We start from the raw sequence: 17,487 nt of genomic DNA, 5'->3' as shown, positions 1-17,487 counted from the left end.
CACATGGTGCGGCGTCGGGCCGCTCCGGGACAGCGACCCGGGACCACAACGGTGTCACCGTGGCCGTCCCCAGCAGGAACGGGCGACTCGCGCACACGGAACGGGCGACTCGCGGGCGCGGAGCGGGCGACTCGCGGGGCCGTGTGTCGCGGCGCTGCCCCGGCGCTGCATCACCTGCCGGGCTGGCTCCGGAGGCCGGTGCGCAGCCTGGCGCCCACGGCACGCACGAGCGTGCTGGGCCGGGCCAGCGTGCTCGGGTGCGCGAGCATCGTGGTGACCATGCTCATTCGCCGGTTGATCTCGGGGTCGACCGCCGACATCGCGAGAACCATGTCGCCCAGCTTGGAGATCAGCGCGTAGCCGGGTGGGTAGGGGCCGTCGACGTGGGGCAGCGCGAGGTCGGCGAGGGTGGAGACCTGCCAGGCCGCGTCGACCACCACCCGCACCTTGTCGAAGTACTCCCGTGCCGGCTCGTCGAGCCGTGGCTCCCCACGCAGGTACGACGACAGGCAGGACGCATGCAGCGCCGCCGAGGTCATCCCCTGCCCGTAGACGGGGTTGAACGACGCCACCGCGTCACCGGTGGCCAGGAGCCCGGCGGGGAACCGCTCCAGCTCGTGGAACTCGCGCCGCCTGCTGTCGGCCTGGTGGTAGGTGATCACGTCCCCGAGCATCTCGGCCTGCTCGGCGATGTCCCCGAAGACGGCCGGGAAGTCGCGACGGCAACGGGTGGCGAACTCGGCGGGATCCCGGCTCGGCCGGTCGTCGGCGTAACCCGAGATCAACATGATCCAGCGGTCGTCCTCCACGGCGTTGATCCCGCCGATCCGGGCCACCCGGCCCGCCGCGGGGCGCGTCTGCGACACGGCGACGCTGATGTCGCTGATCCGCTCGTCGCGCCGGAACATCGCCGTGGCGTAGTTCAGCTTGATCGGCATCCGCTGCATCGGCGGCCGGGGCCAGCCGTTGTCCTCGAGCCAGTCGCTGAGGCGGCTCGACCGGCCCATCGCGTCGACGACCAGGTCGGCGGGCTCTGTGGTCGGTTCGGCGTCGGCGCTCTCGCCCGTCGGCCGATACCGCACTCCCGTGGTCCTGTCGCCGGTGAGGACCACGCCATCGGCGCGTCCGTGGACGATCCGGATGTTGGCGATGGCCGTGGTGCGGCGCCGGACCATGGCCTCGAGGAACGGCCGGGTGGTCACCAGCGCGATGCCCGAGCCGGCGATCCGCTGCGGGGGCGGCTGCAGCACGCCGTTGAAGTACATCCGGGTGCCCGTCGGGGACGGCACCACGGCGCCTGCCGCGAGCGCCTCCTCGGCGAACCCGGGGAACCACCGCTCGAGCTGCACCTGACCGGCCGGCAGGAGCGCGTGCACCTGGCTGCCCTGCGGCACCCCCGGCCGGGGCTCGTACCCGGTGTCGGCCGCGTCGCGCTCGATGACGACGACCTCCTCGGCGTGGTCGCTGAGCACCCGTGCGGCCAGCAGGCCCGCCATGCTGGCGCCGAGCACGACCGCGCGCCCCATGACCGGTCTCGTGTCCGTCGGCCGTCGGGACGTGCTGAGCTCCGTGAAGACGCGGGATGCGGACGGCACTGGGAGAGCTCCTGCCGGTGCGGCCGGACGACGAGGTCCGGCGGATGGGGCAAACGGGATCTTGAAGCTACCCCGGGCGCTCGCCAGGGCAAGGCCGATCCCGGCGCCCTGCGGTCCCGGCTCCGGGTCCGGTCCGGGCGATCCCTGATGTCGGCGCCCGGCAGGCCGCGCACGATCGAGTGATGACCACTCTGCCTGCAACGTCCCGCGTGCCCGCCGGCGCAGTGCTGATCGCCGGGATCGGCGCGCAGCTCGTGGACGACGCCGCCTACCTGATCCTGCCGCCTGTCGCTCTGCTCGCCCCCCTCAGCGGGCTGCTCGCGATCCTGCTCACGGCAGGAGCCGCTCGCTACGTGTCCCGGGACCGCACGGGGGCGGCGGTGGCGCGCACCGGGCTCGCGGTCGGCGCGGTGTCCGCGGTGATCGGGTTGTTCGTCGGCGGCCTCGGGCTGGTGGCGATCCTGCTCGCCGGGGTGACGGTGGTGGCGGGCGTCGCCGGGGCGGTGGCCGGGCGCGGCACGGCCGTCAGGAACGCCGGCAACGGCTGAGCGCTCCGGCCCGCGCCGGTGAGCCACGCCGAGCCGGCCCTCAGGCCACGACGGCGGCGATCTGCTTCCGGATCCCGGGGAGCTTCGCGCTGAGCTTGTCGCCGGGGCACTCCGTGGTGGGCTCCCAGTCCTGGTGCCCGGAGATGGTCGGCACCGTGGCCGTGGCACCGGAGATCGGGTTGACGTAGTCGGTGGTGCCGGTGGGATCCAGCCGGCTGACGCGGGTGAGCACCGTGAGCACCTGGACCAGGGTGTCCAGCGCCGCGGATGTGGGCTCCACGTCGGTGAGGTCTCCGAGCAGCACCACCCCGACGTTGCCCGCGTTGAGGCCGCCGACATGGGCGGCGTTGGCCATCAGCGGTGCCTTCGGGGTGGACGCGCCGCCGAAGACCGGAACCGGGTCGTCGCCCGACCAGCGGCCCTCGTAGAGAGCGCCGGCCTCGTCGATCAGCAGGTGGTAGCCGATGTCACCGAACTCGCGCGTGACCGTGTGGTCGTAGTAGATCCCGCGCACCGTGCTCGCCGGGTTGGGGTCGTTGTTCTGGGTGGCCGAGTGGTGCACGGTCAGCGTCTGCACCGGGTGCCAGGTGGGCGGGAACAGCTCGGTGCCGTCAGCGCCGAACCGCAGCCCCTCGTCGGCACCCCATCCGGCACGGGTGCGGTAGACCAGGCCGCCGTCCCACTTCTCGCTCCGAGGTCCGGGCGCCGGCTTCGGCTCGGCCATCGTGTTGATCTCGCCGACCCGGACCGGGGTGTCGGTGCCCATCTCGAGTGTGTACTCCCCGGTGTCGGGGACGGCCACCAGCGCGGAGCGCCGTCTGCCGGGCCTGTCGTCGCGGCCCCCGCCGCACGCCGCCGGAACCTTTACGGCGTGCCATTCGGACCCGATCCGCACCCTCAGCCCGACGTCCGGCTCGCCGGACCAGCTCAGCCCGAGATGGGTGAGGCGCTGCTCGGCCCGGACCGGCGCCGTGTTGCCGAGCACCCGGAGCGTGCCGGTGACCCCCGGCTCGCCCGGCGGCGGGACCGGTACCGGGGTCTGCGCGAAGGCTGTGGTGGTGCCCGCGGCGACGGCCAACGCCGCCGATCCTCCACCGAGAAGCAGCGCCCTGCGACTGACGGCCATGGTGATCCTCCGAGGGGCGAGAGGCGGGTACGTTAACCCGTTCGGAGGTATGCCCGACAAGCGGGCATGATCTTGGCGAGCCGGGTGCAGGGGCCTCAGCCGCTGCCCACGGCGGCTCTCGCCGCGGTGAGCAGCTGCGACACCCGGTGGCCCAGCCTGCGAGGGTCGGTGGGCGCGACCGTGGTCCACTCGACGCCGTCCTCGCTCGCGGAGCGCGTCATGAGGTAGCGGCCACGGGGCCCGTCGAGGATCGCGAGGACACCGCCCCCGCGGTGGAGCACGCCCCAGCGGTCGGCGCTGAGTGCGACGATCTGCGCGCCCGCGTCGACGCCCGTGACCATGCGGGCCAGGAGGCCGGCGTCGGCGGGGGCGACCTTCCCGGCGAGGAGCGCCGTCCGCAGCGCGGTGCCCGGAGCGGCAGCGGCGAGCACGGCCGAGGGCACGGTGGCGGCCCGCCCGGGGCCCGGCGGGGCAGCGGGGAGCGCACGCAGCAGAGCGGCCGGCAGCGAGCCGTGCGCTCCCAGGGTGACGGTGGCGTCCTGGCGGACGGCCAGCACGCACGCGTCGGGGGCACCGGCGGCCACGGCCCGCACCCGGTGCTGCCACCGCCCCCGCAGCTCCAGTTGCTCGACGGGGCGGGCCAGCAGGCGCAGCAGCCGGGCGAGCTCGGGGTCGGGCCCGGACGGCCCGGCGAGCCCGCGCCGGCGCAGCGCCTGCCAGCCCGCCGCCTGGAGCTCCCGCCGCCCGGCACGGGTGCGGCCCGGCGACTCCAGGCGCAGGACGACGGGCGTGGGGCCGAGCCGGAGCCGTTCCCACAGCACGTCGAACTCGACTGCGGTGAGCACGTGCCGGGGTGCGCCGGGCAGCGGTTCGAGAGCGGGCTCGGCCATGGTGTCCTCCCGTGCGCGAGATCTCGCGGCGACGGTAGGGCGGGAAGGTCCGGTGCCGGGGGCTTTCCCGGGAAGCCGTGTGCGGACGTGAACGACCCGGGACGCACGACGGCCGGTGCGGCTGCAGTCCGCACCGGCCGTCGCGGCCTCCGGCACCCGGTCGAACCCGTCGTCGGACCTCTTGTTGGTCATTCGGCCTGACGCGCACGCAGTTGCTCACGGAACCGCTCCACCGGCAGGCCGCCCCAGCCCCAGTTCTCGGTCTCGACCTCGTCGATGATGACGAAGGTGGAGTCGACCGGCTTGTTGAGCACGTCGAGCAGCAGCGCACTGACTCCGCTGATGAGTGCGGCCTTCTCCTCGGCGGTCACCGAGTGCGCGTCAGGGGTGGTTCCCTCTCGGGTCACCTGGATGGTCACGACCGGCATGTCGTCTTGCTCCTCTCCGAGATGGTGCGCGAGTCAGTGACCGGCGCTCTGGCCGCCGTCGACGTGCAGGACTTCTCCGGTCACGAAGGGCGCCGACTCGAGATAGACCACGGCGTCGACGACGTCGCTGATCTCGCCCATGTGACCAACGGGGTGCAGTCCGCCCAGCGCCTCGTGGGTCGCGACCGGTTGCATCGGGGTCTTGATGATTCCCGGAGACACGGCGTTCACGCGGATGCCGCGCGTCGCGTACTCGATGGCCAGCGACTTCGTGGCGGCGCTGAGGCCGCCCTTCGTCAGCGAGGCGAGCACGGACGGCACGTTCGAGTTGGCGTGGTCGACCAGGCTCGTCGTGATGTTGACGATGTGACCTGTTCCCTGGCTCTCCATGAGTTCCACGGCGCCTTGCGTGACGCGGAAGAACCCGGCCAGGTTCACCCCCACCACTGCGGCGAAGTCCTCCTCCGTGTACTCGGTGAAAGGCCTCGCGATGAAGAGGCCGGCGTTGTTGACCAGCGTGTCGACGCGGCCGAACCTGCTCAGCGCCTCTCCGATCACCCGCTGCGCAGTGTCCGCGTCGGCGATGTCGCCCTGGACGCTCACGACGTCCGGGTCCTCGGACGGCGTAATCGAGCGCGAGTTCGCGACCACGCCGTAGCCCAGCTTCCGGAAGGCGCTGACCAGGTCGGCGCCGATACCCTGCGAGGCGCCGGTGATGATGGCGACCTGCTGTCCCTGGAGGTTTCCCATCGATCTGTTCCCCTTCGTGTTCTCTGGTTGTCGTACGGAGTGGGTTATCGAGCGATTTCCGCCACGCGATCCGGCCGGCGTCGGAATCGCGGTGCCGCGGAGGCGAGGGCGGCGGCGAGGACGGCGGCGGCGCCGACCAGCAGAGGCTGCTGGTAGCCATGGCTCAACAACGGGGTGACGATCAGTGGGCCGGCGATCTGCCCGACGCCGTACCCGGTGGTCAACAAGGCCACCGCACGCGGGAACCGCAGGTGCGCACCGATCGCGAGTGCCATCGAGGTGACACCCACGAACGTCGCACCGAACAGCAGAGCTGACACCACTGCTGGTCCGGTGCCCCCGGAGACAGCGGGCAGAGCGATGCCGAGAGCCTGGATCACCAGCGCGACCGGCAGCAGCACCGATGCCGGCCACCGCGTGCCCAGCCGCGCCCACAGGACGCAGGACGGCAGGGCGGCGAGCCCGACCAGAACCCATGCACCGCTGCCGGCCGGGCCGGAGGCGTTCTGGTCCATCGCCGCGACCAGGAACGTCCCGGCGATGATGTAGCCGACACCTTCCAGCGTGTAGCCGGCGAACAGCGCCCAGAACCAGCGGTCCGTCCCCGGCCCGGCCCGGCGAACTCCGGCCGCGCCCGCGGGTTCCGGTGGTTCCGGTTCCAGCGCCCAGGCGCCTGCCGCGAGCACGAGCGCGAGAGCCGCCGACGCCCACCAGGCGGCACGCCAGGTGGCCACCGATCGGAGGAGGAGCACCAGGATCCCGGACAGGGCGATGCCGGTGCCGATGCCGCCGAACGCCCATCCGGTCAGGTGGGCACCGTGATCACGCAGGTGACGGTGCACGGCACTGACGGCGATGACGAACACGAGAGCGCTGGTGGCGCCCGCGCCCAGCCGCAGCACGGCCCACACTGCGTCGTTCTGCGTGACCGGCATCAGCGCCAAGGTCGCGACCAGCACGATCAACGACGTGCGTAGCACCACCGCCGACCGCACCAACGTCGGGACGAGGATTCCGGCCGTCGCCCCGGCGAGATAGCCGACGTAGTTCGCCGTCGCCAGCGCCGACCCCCACTGCGGGGACAGGCTCGTCTGCGCTTGCATGAGGGGCAGGATCGGGGTGTAGACGAACCTGCCGATCCCCATGCTCGCCGCGAGTGCCGCTGCGCCTTGCACGACGGTCGGCCAGGGAGACGACGACGCTCCCCGGCACATAGCCTGCCTTGCACTCACGACGCGGATCATGACGACGAGTTCTCCCTTGTCGGCTCGTCATCGAACGTAAGCGTGGCGCAGCGACTTGTTAAATGCCTGGCGTAGCGCATCCATGTTCCGCAGGTATGGACGTCGGGCTACGTAATTCTCCGGCGCTCGCCGCTTTCGGTCAGCAGTTCAGGAACCGATCGCTGCAACGGCGGCTTCGACGAACTCCCGCATCAATGCCTCCTGCACGTGCGGCATGAATGCGAGGGAAACGGGAACCGGTGGCGCGCCGACCAGGGGGACGAACCTGACGGCCGAGTGAATGTGACGCCGCCTCGCGACGTCGGGGACCACGCCGATCCCGCGGTCGGCGGCCACCGACTCCAGCCATTCGTCGAAGTTCGCGGTCTCGATGATGCGAGCCGGTCCCTCGCCCGGCGCCCACGTCCAGGGTCCGGTCGTGCCGCTGAGGGTGTTCACCACGAGCGGCCACCGGGGCACGTCGCTCCACGCCAACTGTTCCCGGTCGGCCAGTTCGGAGTGTTCGGAGCACACCGCGACCCGATTCTCGTCGAACAGGTGCACCACGCGGATCGGTGACGGGGCGATGTCGCCGCGCACGAGCGCGACGTCGATCGTGTGTTGCCGGAGGCAGGAAAGCGCGTCGTCGCAGCGGACCAGCGAGACGGTATTGCCAGTGGCCTGCTCGAACATGCTCACCGCGTGCTGGGCCCATGGATCGGGCAGCAGCCAGCTGAACCCGAGGCGGACGGTGACCTGCCCGCGCACGGCCGCCAGAGCCTCGTCCATCTCGGCGAGCACCCGCTCGGCACGGATCAGGAAATCCTGCCCGGCCTCGGTGAGCTCGAACCGGCGCGAGGTCCTGTCGAGCAGTCGCACCTGGAGTGCCGCCTCGAGTTGCTGGACCGTGCGGGTCAACGCCGGCTGGGTGATCAGGAGTTGCTCCGCCGCGCGGGTGAACGACCGCTGCCGCGCGACGGCGGCGAACGCCCGGAGATGACGGAGTTCGACGTCCACGCCTGAGCAGCATAGGTCCGGGTTCGCCGGGCAGGAGATGGCCGACGACGCGTTCTGGCCGGGAACGGTTCCTCCCCGCCGACCGCGCATCCCCCGTGACAGGGGGAGCGTCCCCCGGACGGGGGAGGCGTCCGATGCGGGCGTGGTGGGCATCATGGACGCATGAGCTGGCGGGAGGTGCCGCGCCGCGCTGTCTACCTGCTGATCGGCGCCGCGATCTGCCTCGCTGTCGCAGTCGTCGTTGCGACCGTCTCCGCTGCGTTGGCAGGGCCTGGCATGCCGATGCCGGCAGTGGTGGTGGGGGTCGGGTTGCTACCAGTGCTGACCGTCGGCCTGCTACCGGGTATCCGCGACCTGCAGGTCGCGGCGGCCGGGTCGCTGCTACGGGTCGACACCGGGCTGGCCCGTCCGCAACGGCTCCGGTGGGAGCACCGGTGGCGCACCGCCGTCTACACCGCCGCCCACCAGATCCTGGGCTTCGTCACCGGTCTGTCGGTGGTGCTCGTGGTGTGGGCACTGGGCGCGTTGGCCGTGGTCATCGTGAGGGGCGGACAGGTCGAGTTCATCGTCTGGCTGGCCCGGCCGTCGACTCCACTGGGCTGGGCGCTCACCGCGGCCGGGGCGGTGAGCGCTGTTGCCGGGACCATCGGGCTCGTCCTCGGTGCCGGCGCGGCAATGGCCCGGGCCGCGTCCCGGCTGCTGGGCCCGACCAGCACAGACCGGCTCGCCGAGGTCACGGCCCGGCTGCACCAGGAGACCGAGTACCGCCGGCTGTCGCGTGAGCTGCACGACGGCGTCGGGCACGCGCTGAGCGGTATCTCCTTGCACGCAGCCGCCGGGTCCCGGCTGCTGCGCCGCGATCCCGACGTGGCGGCTGAGTCCTTCGCCACGATCGAGTCACTTGCCGGGCGAGCGCTCGGCGAGCTGGACCAGGTGCTGGCACTGCTGCGCGACGACGAACCGTTGCGACAGCCCGAACCGGGGCTCGACCAGCTCGAAACCCTCGTCGACGAGCATCGCAAGCTCGGTCTGGACGTGACGTTCGAGGTAGCCGAGCTGCCGGCCGGCGCGCTCCTGTCGACCACGGCATACCGCGTCTGCTCGGAGGCCCTGCACAACGCCGCCAAACACGGCGGCCGCGGGCCCGTCACTCTCAGGGTGGTACCCGAGGACGACCATCTCGTCATCACCGCGACCAACCCCGCTGGTACCGGCTCGCCGTCGGGCCGCCGCGGCCGCGGGCTCATCGGGCTCGACGAACGCGTCGCGCTGCTCGGCGGCCGGTTCGAGGCGGGCACCGAGAACACCCAATGGCGTCTGTCTGCGCACCTGCCGTGGGGGGTGGGCCACCGTGGTTGAACCGATCTCCGTTGCGGTCGTCGACGACGAGCCGATCATCCGCAGCGGCCTACGCAACCTGCTGCAGTCCGAACCGGACATCGAGGTGGTCGGTGAGGCGAGCGACGGCGTCGAGGCGGTGGGACTGGTACGCCGCGTACGTCCCGCGGTCGTGTGCATGGACGTCCAGATGCCCAAGCTCGACGGCATCCACGCAACCGAGCAGCTGCTGACGCTGCCCGACGCGCCGCGGGTGCTGGTCTTCACGACGTTCGGCACCGACGAGTACGTCTTCAGGGCGATGCGCGCCGGCGCCTCCGGGTTTCTGCTCAAGCGCGCGAACGCCGAGCAGATCATTTCCGCGGTGCGGACGGTCGCCCTCGGGGAGAGCCTCGTGTTCCCCCAGGCGCTACGAACGCTCCTGGCCACCCGGGCCCCCACAGAGGTGACCTACCGGGGGCCGGCGCTGACCGACCGGGAGACCGACGTTCTGACCCAGGTGGCTGCGGGGCAGACCAACGCCGAGATCGCGCAAGCGCTCTTCCTGGGCGTCGAGACCGTGCGCACTCACATGTCACGGATACTGGCCAAGCTCGGAGCACGCGACCGCACACAGGCCGTGGTCATCGCTTATACGACAGGCCTCGTCCCGCTCCATCGATGACGCTCTCAGGCCCCGTTTGCTCGAGCCCCTGACACTCGGGTTTGGTCAGGCGGTAGTAGGAGGTCGACGCGATGAGCAGTCCGGCACCCCAGATCGTGTAGCCGCCGATCTCCATGATCGCACCCGGGCCGGCGGGAGTCGCCCCGACGGCGATCGCACTCATCCCGCCGACGCCGAAATACGCGCTCAACCCGACCCCCATGAACACCCCCGGACCGAGCACCAGCCACCTGGGGACGAACTGCCCTGCCCATGGCGACCAGCTCGGCCACACTCTTCCCCAGGGGTGAGCAAGCGCCAACGGCAAGAGTGTCCCCGCCAGGATCATGAGGCCGAAGAAGATCGTGAACCCCGGCCCGCCCGGCCCATCGAGGTTCAGTCCTTCGACGATTGCGGGGCTGAGACGTACCGCCAGACCTGCGACAGCCACGTAGGCGCCCGCGTAGGCCCACCACGGTGACGGCTCGGTGCGCCGCTCCGGGGACAGTCCGTGGATCCGGCCGCAGCGATCACATGCCGACCGCACACGGCGGAGGTCCGTGGCAGCACACCACAGTGTCAGACCTCCAGCCGCGACTCCCGCGGCCCGCAAGGGCAGGCCGGCGAGTTGATCTCCGCTGTCCACACCGAAGGGCAGCATGACGATCATCGTCAGATCGATCCAGAACAGGAGGCAGTACGCGATCATCGACGCCCCCGCGGCCCATCCCAGGCCGGCCAGTAGCAAGCGCGCTCGTGGCGGCCAGCTGCGTGTCGCATGCAGACCTGTCACCAGGCAGACCACTGCAGCCAGGGCCGCTGGTATCACCGGAACCCACCCTGCTGGAAAGAACGGCACTCCGCTGAACGACGGTGAGTCGACAACCGCGCTCGAGGCAAGGATCACCGCGTACCCGGCAGACCAAGCGGCAGAGAACAAGGCCGGCCTGCTGTCCGAACAGAAACCCATGCGAAAGAAAGCTAGGCGACGACGGAACCAGATCAGTCCCCCTCGCGTGGGATCCCATCCCTCGCAGGGGGCCTGTTTCCGTCCGACGGGTCGCGGCCCGACGCACGACGGCCGGTGCGGCTGCAGTCCGCACCGGCCGTCGTGGAGCGTCAGCTCGTCCTCGCCAGCACCGCCTCCGGTGTCCGGCACCCGGCGAGCGGGCAGAGGGTCGAGCAGCCGATGCGGGCGTGGAGATCCGCATCGGTGAGGGTCCTGGCGAAGGGCCAGTGCCCGGTGAAGCGTTGCAGGTACCAGTACAGGAACAGATAGTCCGGTTCTGCGGTGTCGGCGACGAACACCGGACGCCCGGGGAGTCGGTCGATCCACTGGGCGAAGGCGCTCATCGCGAGGGCTGGTGGACGGGTGGCCCGGCGGGTGGAGAGCCAGTCGTCCGCCCGCCGCCTCCAGGTCTGGAGGGCGACGGGGTGGAGGGTGGCACCGGGCAGCTCACGCACGTTGGTGGTGAACACGGCTGTCGGGTCTCCGCCGGGCGAGTGCGCGGCGGACGTGAGGGTGAGCAGGGAGTGTGGACCGGGTATCGGCCCGTCGATGTGGATGTGCGTGGTCACGAACGTGTCGGGGGGCATACGGATCCTGGTCGCCGGTCTGGATGGGGGCGTGTTCGCGGCGCGGCCTGAGCCTGCGTGGCGAACGGATCCGCGGCGCGGCACTTCCGCGTGGCGGAGTCACCGGGCCCCGTGGTGGTCACGGGTTGCGTCACTGCTGTCCGCTATGCACTTGTCCAGCACGGTGCGGGGTCGCTGTGGAATGCCTGGCTCGACGACGGTAGGACGCTGTGTGCTCGAAGGTCAACCGTCCGTCGCCGACCGGGCCGCCACCAGGACGTCCATGTGCCGCCCGTCGACCACCCAGGCCGACGGCTGCCGCGCCTCCGGCCGGAACCCGCACTTGATCGCCACGCGGGCCGACGCGTTGTTGCCCTCGGCCCACGCGTAGGTGACGCGGTGCAGGCCCAGCCCGGCGAACCCGAACCGCAGCACCGCAGAGAGTGAAGTGGTGGTCATCCCCTTGCCGCGGGCTTCCGGGAGCGCCCAGCAGGCCGCCTCTGCCGTGCCTGCAGCGAGGTCGAGAGCGGCCAGTTCGACCTCACCGAGCATCTCCCCGGTGGTGGGCGCGCACACCGCCCACGTGTAGCGCTCGTCGCGGCTCCACTCGCGCGTGCGGAGCCGGACGTAGGCGTCGGCCTCCGCCCGGGTGGCCGCCGGGCGGCGGCGCCAGCGGCGGATCTCCGGATCGAGGCAGGACGCCACCACGGCGGGCCGGTCGTCGATGCGCTCGTCGGCACGCAGAGCGCGCAGGTACCAGGTGCCTGCGTTGATCTCCACCGGTTCCATGGCGGGAGCGCGCGGCGCGCCTACTCCTTGATCTCGCAGATCACGGTGCCCTGCGACAGGGAACTGCCGGTCTCCGCCGACAGGCCGGTGATCGTGCCGTCCTTGTGGGCCATGACGGGATTCTCCATCTTCATGGCCTCCAGCACGACCACGAGATCGCCGGCCGAGACCGTGTCGCCGTCGGACACCGCGACCTTGATGATCGTGCCCTGCATGGGCGCCGTCACCGCGTCGCCGGAGACCTTCGCGCCGCCCCGGCCGCCTCCGCGCTTGCGGGGCGCCGCCTTGGCCGCGGCCCCACCGGCCGCGCCTCCGCCGATGGCCAGGTCGCCGGGCAGCGAGACCTCCAGCCGCCTGCCGCCGACCTCGACGACCACGGTCTGGCGCGGTCCGGCGTCCTCCTCGGCGTCCTCGCCGCCCTCGAAGGGCGGGACGGTGTTGTCCCACTCGGTCTCGATCCACCGCGTGTGGACGGTGAAGTCCGGCTCCTCCGCCGCGGCGAACGCAGGGTCCTCGACCACGAGCCGGTGGAACGGCAGCACCGTGGCCATGCCCTCGACCTGGAACTCGGCCAGCGCCCGGCGCGACCGCTCCAGGGCCTGCGCCCGGTCCGAGCCGGTGACGATGAGCTTGGCCAGCAGCGAGTCGAACTGGCCGCCGATCACCGAACCGGCCTCGACGCCGGCGTCCACCCGGACCCCGGGCCCGGCCGGGAAGGAGATGGACCGGACGGCGCCGGGGGCGGGCAGGAAGTTCCGACCGGCGTCCTCGCCGTTGATCCGGAACTCGATGGAGTGCCCGCGCGGCTCGGGGTCCTCGAGGAGGTTGAGGACCTCGCCCTCGGCGATGCGGAACTGCTCGCGCACCAGGTCGAGCCCGCTCGTCTCCTCCGAGACGGGGTGCTCCACCTGTAGCCGGGTGTTGACCTCCAGGAACGAGATCAGCCCGTCCTGTCCGACGAGGAACTCGACGGTGCCGGCGCCGTGGTAGCCGGCCTCCGTGCAGATCGCCTTGGCTGCCTCGTGGATCGTGCTGCGCTGCTCGTCGGTGAGGAACGGCGCAGGCGCCTCCTCCACGAGCTTCTGGAACCGCCGTTGCAGGGAGCAGTCGCGTGTGCCGACCACGATGACGTTGCCGTGGGTGTCGGCCAGCACCTGGGCCTCGACGTGGCGGGGCTTGTCCAGGTAGCGCTCGACGAAGCACTCGCCACGACCGAACGCCGCGGTGGCCTCGCGGACCGCCGACTCGTAGAGCTCGGCGATCTCCTTCTTCTCGCGGGCCACCTTCATGCCCCGGCCGCCGCCGCCGAACGCAGCCTTGATCGCGATGGGGAGCCCGTGCTCCTCGGCGAAGGCCTCCACCTCCTCGGCCCCGCTCACCGGCTCGGCGGTGCCGGGCACGAGCGGCGCGCCGGCGCGGGTGGCGATGTGCCGGGCGGTGACCTTGTCCCCGAGATCGCGGATGGCCTGCGGGGTGGGGCCGATCCAGGTGAGGTCCGCGTCGATGACGGCCTGCGCGAAGTCGGCGTTCTCGCTGAGGAAGCCGTATCCGGGGTGGACGGCGTCGGCGCCGGCGCGCTTCGCGACGTCGAGCAGCTTGTCGAACGCGAGGTAGGAGTCGGCAGCGGTGGTGCCGCCGAGGGCGAACGCCTCGTCGGCCAGGCGCACGAAGGGGGCGTCCCGGTCGGGGTCGGCGTAGGCGGCGACGCTGCTCAGCCCGGCGTCGCGGCAGGCTCTGATGACGCGGACGGCGATCTCCCCCCGGTTCGCGACGAGAACCTTGCTCAAGCGCGCCACGGTCGGCCTCCTCGTGGTGTCCGCTGGGGACCGGTGCCCCGGGTCGGTTGTTACCGGGGAGTTTAGGGGGTGGATCCCTCCTGCCCGGCGCGGTCGGTCAGCGTCGGCCCGCGAGCTTCGCCACGATTCGCGGAAGGAGGCGCCGCGGCGTGGGGTGGCGGTGCCCGTCGTACCGGAACGCGGCCTCCCGCTCGGCCAGCTCGGCTCGGGCCGCGCCGCTGAGCTCGCCGCGCCGGTGCAGGGCGCGGGCGACGTCCCAGCCGTCGCGCAGCGCGCCGGAGGGCTCGCGGCCGGCGTGGTGCGCGGCGAAGACGCGGGGCCACTCGGCTCCCAGCGACGTCGCCAGCAGCGGCCACGCCGTCGCGGCCGCGCCCGCGCGCTTGCGCAGGAGCGCGCGGCGGGTGGCGTCGATCCGGGCGACGTCGAAGCCGTGGGGGACCGGTGCTCCCGTCACGAGCGCGGCCACCAGCTCGGCCTGCCGCGCCCCGAGGTCGCGGTCCTGGGTCACCACGGCACCCGCTGCTGGCCGACGGGCGGGTGCCCGGCCGCGGCCGCGATGGCGTCCAGCTCGGCCAGCAGCTCGGCGGCGGGTGGGTAGCGGCCGTCGCGCTCCAGCATCACCGGCGGAGCCTGCGCCGTCCGTTCCACGAGCCGTTGCAGCAGGCCCAGCACCGCTGCGGGCACCGGATGGGTGTGGGTGTCGTGGTAGATCCCGGGGTCGTCGGGGTGTTCCGCGCCCCCGGCGACGTGCACGTAGGCGACCCGGTCCAGCGGCAGCCGGTCGAGCACGGCCTCCGGGTCCTGGCCGCGGTTGACCGCGTTGGCGTGGATGTTGGCCACGTCGAGCAGGAGCAGCGCCCCCGTGCGCTCCAGCAGGGCGGTGAGGAAGTCGGGCTCGGTGTACTCGTCCTCGGGCCAGTCGAACAGCGCCGCGATCGGCTCCAGGGCGAGCGGGACGTCGAGCTCGGCCTGCATGCGCCGGACGTTGCGGGCGAGCACGTCCAGTGCCTCCCGCGTGCGCGGCACCGGGAGCAGGTGTCCCGCGTCGAGGTCGCCCGCGCGGACGAAGGCGACGTGCTCGCTCACCAGCGGAGCCTGCAGTGCGGCGGCGCACGCCGCGAGGTGCGTGACCCGGCGGGCCTCGACGGGTTCCGCGCCGCCGAGGGAGAGCCGGACGCCGTGGGGCACGACCGGGACGCCACGCTCCCGGAGCTCCAGCACCCCTCGATGTGCCGCTGCGGGAGCGAGCGACTCGGCGATCACCTCGCAGAAGGCCGGAGCGGCGAGGCGCGCGACCCACGCGGCGATCTCGGGTCGCCAGCCGATGCCGACCCCCGCGGGCAGCGGCGCGGCCGTCTCAGCCACCGCAGCCCCCGCCTGCGCCGCAGCTCGCGCCCCCGCCCCCATCGCCCCCGCCCCCGCTGTCGCCGTAGCTGCTGATCCCGGCGCCGCCGTCGCCCCCCGATCCGCCCGCAGCCAGCCGCTGGGCGGCGAGCTCGTCGGCGAATGCAGGGTCGGACGCCCACAGTGCACCCATTCCGAAGACCCCGACGCCCAGCGCGGCGCCGACAGGTCCGTGGACCGACCAGTCGGGCTTCACCTCGGGCGAGAGCAGGTGGTGTTCGGTGCGCAACGTCGCGAGCATCCGGTCACCGCCTCGCGTGCGTCGTGGGGCCCGTGCGAACTGCACGACGGCCACGAGCGCGACGGCGATGAGCGCCGCGACGAGGAACCCCACGGGCTTGGCCTCGGCCACCCCGGCGAGCACGCGCACCAGACCGAGCACGGCGACCGCCAGCATCCACACCCCGACGCGCCGGATGCGGAGCCGCTGCTCCTCCGACAACAGCAGGCCGGCGCCGACCAGCCGCTTCTCGATCTCGGACAGGGCGGTCAGCACGGGGCGGTGGAACGGCAAGCGGCTTCGGCGCACCCGGCCCCGAGCGGTGAAGTGGATGGCGCGCTCCAGCCCGTCGGTACCGGGATCGAGCCGGCCGGCGGACTGGACGGCGCCGCGCGAGGACGTGATCGTGCCGCGCAGGTGCATCGAGCTCAGCGCCGAGTACACCGCGAGCTCGGCACCGCCGTTGAGGTACGCGATGTCGTGCGGACGGGCCGTGAGGTCGGTGGCCGGGGCGGTGACCCGGGACTCGGCGAGCACCCGGCGCGCTCGGGTGCTCGCCACCCACACCGCCACCGCGATCACGAGATAGGCGAGCAGGAACGTCGGACCGCTGATGCCCCAGGTGTCAGCTGTTGCTGCGAGGGCCACCACACACCTCCTGAGCCGTCCTTATGAGACGTCTCACAGTGTTGCTGCCCTCTTACGGCGGCGAGAACCTTCTTGACCAGGACTTGAGGTTGCCTAGTCAGGCCGCTGCGGTGGCCGTGCGCACCTGGTTCTTGATCCGGGCGAGCATCGCCGCCATGCCGCGCAGCCGGAGCGGGCTGACGGCCTGGGCGAGCCCGAGTGCGGTGTAGAAGTCGTCGGGCACGGCCAGCACGTCGGCGGCGGGCTCGCCGTCGAGCCCGGTGTGCATGATCGACGCGAAGCCCCGGGTGGTGGGCGCCTCCGGCGGAGCGGAGAAGAACAGGTGCACGGCGCGGTCACCCGCAGGCTCCACCTCCACCGCCAGGAACAGCGGCGACTGGCACTCGTGCACCTGTTCCATCGTGTCGGCGGCGTCGGCGTAGCGCTCCGGGAGCGCGGGCAGCTCCCGGGACAGCTCCAGCAGCAGCTGCAGCCGGTCCTTCGGCCCGACCTCCGAGAAGTCCTCGACCAGCTCGGCGAGCTGCGGGGGGAGGCTCATCGCCCGCCCCCGCAGCCCTCGGTCGGTGCTGCGGTCGCTCGTGCGCTCATACCGAACCGCGCTCCGAGCCCTGGACGATCGGCACTCGCACGGTGTTGCCCCACTCCGTCCAGCTGCCGTCGTAGTTGCGGACCCTGCCGAAGCCCAGCAGGTGGGTGAGCACGAACCAGGTGTGGCTGGAGCGCTCGCCGATGCGGCAGTAGGCGACCACGTCGTCCTCGGGCGAGAGCCCCTGCTCCTGCACGTAGATGGCGTCCAGGTCGGCCCGCGGCTTGAAGGTGGCGTCCTCGCCGGCCGCGCGCGCCCACGGGACGCTCGCCGCGCCCGGGATGTGGCCGCCGCGGACCGCGCCCTCCTGCGGGTAGTCGGGCATGTGCAGCAGCTCGCCCGAGTACTCGCCGGGCGAGCGGACGTCCACCATCGGCTTGCCCAGGTGGGCCAGGACGTCGTCCTTGAACGCGCGGATGGTGGCGTCGTCGCGCTCGACCACCGGGTAGTCGGTGGGGGTCGGCTTCGTCTGCTCGGTGGTCATCTCGCGGCCCTCGGCGACCCACTTGGCCCGGCCGCCGTCGACGATGCGCACGTCAGGGTGGCCGAACAGTGAGAACACCCAGAGTGCGTAGGTGGCCCACCAGTTGTTGCGGTCGCCGTAGAAGACCACGGTGCTCTCCCGCGAGATGCCCCGCTCGGCACACAGCCGCGCGAACCCCTCGCCGTCGACGTAGTCGCGGGTGACGGGGTCGTTCAGCTCGGTGTGCCAGTCGACCTTCACAGCGCCCGGGATGTGCCCGGTGTCGTAGAGCAGCACGTCCTCGTCGGACTCGACGACGACGAGGCCGTCGGCGCCCAGGTTCTGCGCGAGCCACTCGGTGGTGACCAGCCGCTCCGGGTGGGCGTACTCGGCCAGCTTCGGGTCGGTGTCATGGGGCAGCGCCATGCGTTCAGGTTAGTCCTCACCG

The 17,487-nt window shown here is 72.1% G+C and carries 19 protein-coding genes; 3 read left to right on the top strand and 16 right to left on the bottom strand.

Annotation, left to right across the window (positions count from 1 at the left end; genetic code table 11):
• Positions 1-170: 170 nt before the first annotated feature.
• Positions 171-1,526 (bottom strand): FAD-dependent oxidoreductase, encoded by a 1,356-nt coding sequence (locus AC5L35_RS15405; RefSeq protein ID WP_495060304.1) that lies wholly within the window; start codon positions 1,524-1,526, stop codon positions 171-173.
• A 251-nt stretch (positions 1,527-1,777) separates the two neighbouring features.
• Between AC5L35_RS15405 and AC5L35_RS15400 the strand changes: the two genes are divergently transcribed.
• Positions 1,778-2,143, top strand: a complete 366-nt coding sequence (locus AC5L35_RS15400) for a hypothetical protein (RefSeq protein WP_495060303.1) — start codon at positions 1,778-1,780, stop codon at positions 2,141-2,143.
• A 40-nt stretch (positions 2,144-2,183) separates the two neighbouring features.
• Here AC5L35_RS15400 and AC5L35_RS15395 read toward each other — a convergent pair whose 3' ends face one another.
• The 6 genes from AC5L35_RS15395 to AC5L35_RS15370 all read right to left on the bottom strand — a co-directional run bounded on the left by AC5L35_RS15395 (position 2,184) and on the right by AC5L35_RS15370 (position 7,733).
• Complete coding sequence (locus AC5L35_RS15395) at positions 2,184-3,269, bottom strand: peptidoglycan recognition protein family protein (RefSeq protein ID WP_495060302.1); 1,086 nt, start codon at positions 3,267-3,269, stop codon at positions 2,184-2,186.
• A gap of 95 nt (positions 3,270-3,364) precedes the next feature.
• The gene (locus tag AC5L35_RS15390) at positions 3,365-4,159 is read right to left on the bottom strand and encodes an ESX secretion-associated protein EspG (protein ID WP_495060301.1); all 795 of its coding nucleotides are present in this window, start codon (positions 4,157-4,159) and stop codon (positions 3,365-3,367) included.
• A gap of 188 nt (positions 4,160-4,347) precedes the next feature.
• Positions 4,348-4,587, bottom strand: coding sequence for a tautomerase family protein (locus AC5L35_RS15385; protein ID WP_495060300.1), 240 nt, complete (start codon positions 4,585-4,587; stop codon positions 4,348-4,350).
• A gap of 33 nt (positions 4,588-4,620) precedes the next feature.
• Positions 4,621-5,337 (bottom strand): SDR family NAD(P)-dependent oxidoreductase, encoded by a 717-nt coding sequence (locus AC5L35_RS15380; RefSeq protein ID WP_495060299.1) that lies wholly within the window; start codon positions 5,335-5,337, stop codon positions 4,621-4,623.
• 44 nt (positions 5,338-5,381) lie between these two features.
• Positions 5,382-6,569, bottom strand: coding sequence for a YbfB/YjiJ family MFS transporter (locus AC5L35_RS15375; RefSeq protein ID WP_495060298.1), 1,188 nt, complete (start codon positions 6,567-6,569; stop codon positions 5,382-5,384).
• 159 nt (positions 6,570-6,728) lie between these two features.
• Positions 6,729-7,733, bottom strand: coding sequence for a LysR family transcriptional regulator (locus AC5L35_RS15370; RefSeq protein ID WP_495060297.1), 1,005 nt, complete (start codon positions 7,731-7,733; stop codon positions 6,729-6,731).
• Positions 7,734-7,739: 6 nt separating this feature from the next.
• On the opposite strand from AC5L35_RS15370, the gene AC5L35_RS15365 reads away from it, so the two are divergent.
• Positions 7,740-8,936, top strand: a complete 1,197-nt coding sequence (locus AC5L35_RS15365) for a sensor histidine kinase (RefSeq protein ID WP_495060296.1) — start codon at positions 7,740-7,742, stop codon at positions 8,934-8,936.
• Complete coding sequence (locus AC5L35_RS15360) at positions 8,929-9,579, top strand: response regulator transcription factor (RefSeq protein ID WP_495060295.1); 651 nt, start codon at positions 8,929-8,931, stop codon at positions 9,577-9,579. Before AC5L35_RS15365 ends, AC5L35_RS15360 begins: the two co-directional genes overlap by 8 nt.
• Here the strand turns inward: AC5L35_RS15360 and AC5L35_RS15355 are convergent.
• The 9 genes from AC5L35_RS15355 to AC5L35_RS15315 all read right to left on the bottom strand — a co-directional run bounded on the left by AC5L35_RS15355 (position 9,539) and on the right by AC5L35_RS15315 (position 17,465).
• Positions 9,539-10,267: a hypothetical protein gene (locus AC5L35_RS15355; RefSeq protein ID WP_495060294.1), complete on the bottom strand. Its 729-nt coding sequence runs from the start codon at positions 10,265-10,267 to the stop codon at positions 9,539-9,541. The two genes, AC5L35_RS15360 and AC5L35_RS15355, sit on opposite strands and share 41 nt — an antisense overlap.
• A 410-nt stretch (positions 10,268-10,677) precedes the next feature.
• Positions 10,678-11,154 carry a hypothetical protein gene (locus AC5L35_RS15350; RefSeq protein WP_495060293.1) on the bottom strand — a complete coding sequence of 159 codons (477 nt, stop codon included), beginning with the start codon at positions 11,152-11,154 and terminating at the stop codon, positions 10,678-10,680.
• 222 nt (positions 11,155-11,376) lie between these two features.
• On the bottom strand, positions 11,377-11,922 hold the full coding sequence (locus AC5L35_RS15345; protein ID WP_495060292.1) for a GNAT family N-acetyltransferase: 546 nt from the start codon (positions 11,920-11,922) through the stop codon (positions 11,377-11,379).
• A 20-nt stretch (positions 11,923-11,942) separates the two neighbouring features.
• The gene (locus AC5L35_RS15340; protein ID WP_495060399.1) at positions 11,943-13,709 is read right to left on the bottom strand and encodes an acetyl/propionyl/methylcrotonyl-CoA carboxylase subunit alpha; all 1,767 of its coding nucleotides are present in this window, start codon (positions 13,707-13,709) and stop codon (positions 11,943-11,945) included.
• Between the two features lie 106 nt (positions 13,710-13,815).
• Complete coding sequence (locus AC5L35_RS15335) at positions 13,816-14,226, bottom strand: SCO6045 C-terminal-like domain-containing protein (RefSeq protein ID WP_495060291.1); 411 nt, start codon at positions 14,224-14,226, stop codon at positions 13,816-13,818.
• The gene (locus AC5L35_RS15330) at positions 14,223-15,083 is read right to left on the bottom strand and encodes an MbnB/TglH/ChrH family RiPP precursor modification enzyme (RefSeq protein ID WP_495060290.1); all 861 of its coding nucleotides are present in this window, start codon (positions 15,081-15,083) and stop codon (positions 14,223-14,225) included. Before AC5L35_RS15330 ends, AC5L35_RS15335 begins: the two co-directional genes overlap by 4 nt.
• Positions 15,076-15,990 carry a TIGR04222 domain-containing membrane protein gene (locus AC5L35_RS15325; protein ID WP_495060289.1) on the bottom strand — a complete coding sequence of 305 codons (915 nt, stop codon included), beginning with the start codon at positions 15,988-15,990 and terminating at the stop codon, positions 15,076-15,078. Before AC5L35_RS15325 ends, AC5L35_RS15330 begins: the two co-directional genes overlap by 8 nt.
• A gap of 97 nt (positions 15,991-16,087) precedes the next feature.
• Positions 16,088-16,528, bottom strand: a complete 441-nt coding sequence (locus AC5L35_RS15320; protein WP_495060288.1) for a SufE family protein — start codon at positions 16,526-16,528, stop codon at positions 16,088-16,090.
• Positions 16,529-16,574: 46 nt separating this feature from the next.
• Positions 16,575-17,465: a sulfurtransferase gene (locus tag AC5L35_RS15315; RefSeq protein WP_495060287.1), complete on the bottom strand. Its 891-nt coding sequence runs from the start codon at positions 17,463-17,465 to the stop codon at positions 16,575-16,577.
• Positions 17,466-17,487 lie beyond the last annotated feature (22 nt).

It is taken from the genome of Pseudonocardia sp. OZ21 (genome assembly GCF_059359135.1).
The sequence above is the reverse complement of the archived record's forward strand: the minus strand, read 5'-3'. Positions and strand labels throughout refer to the sequence as shown.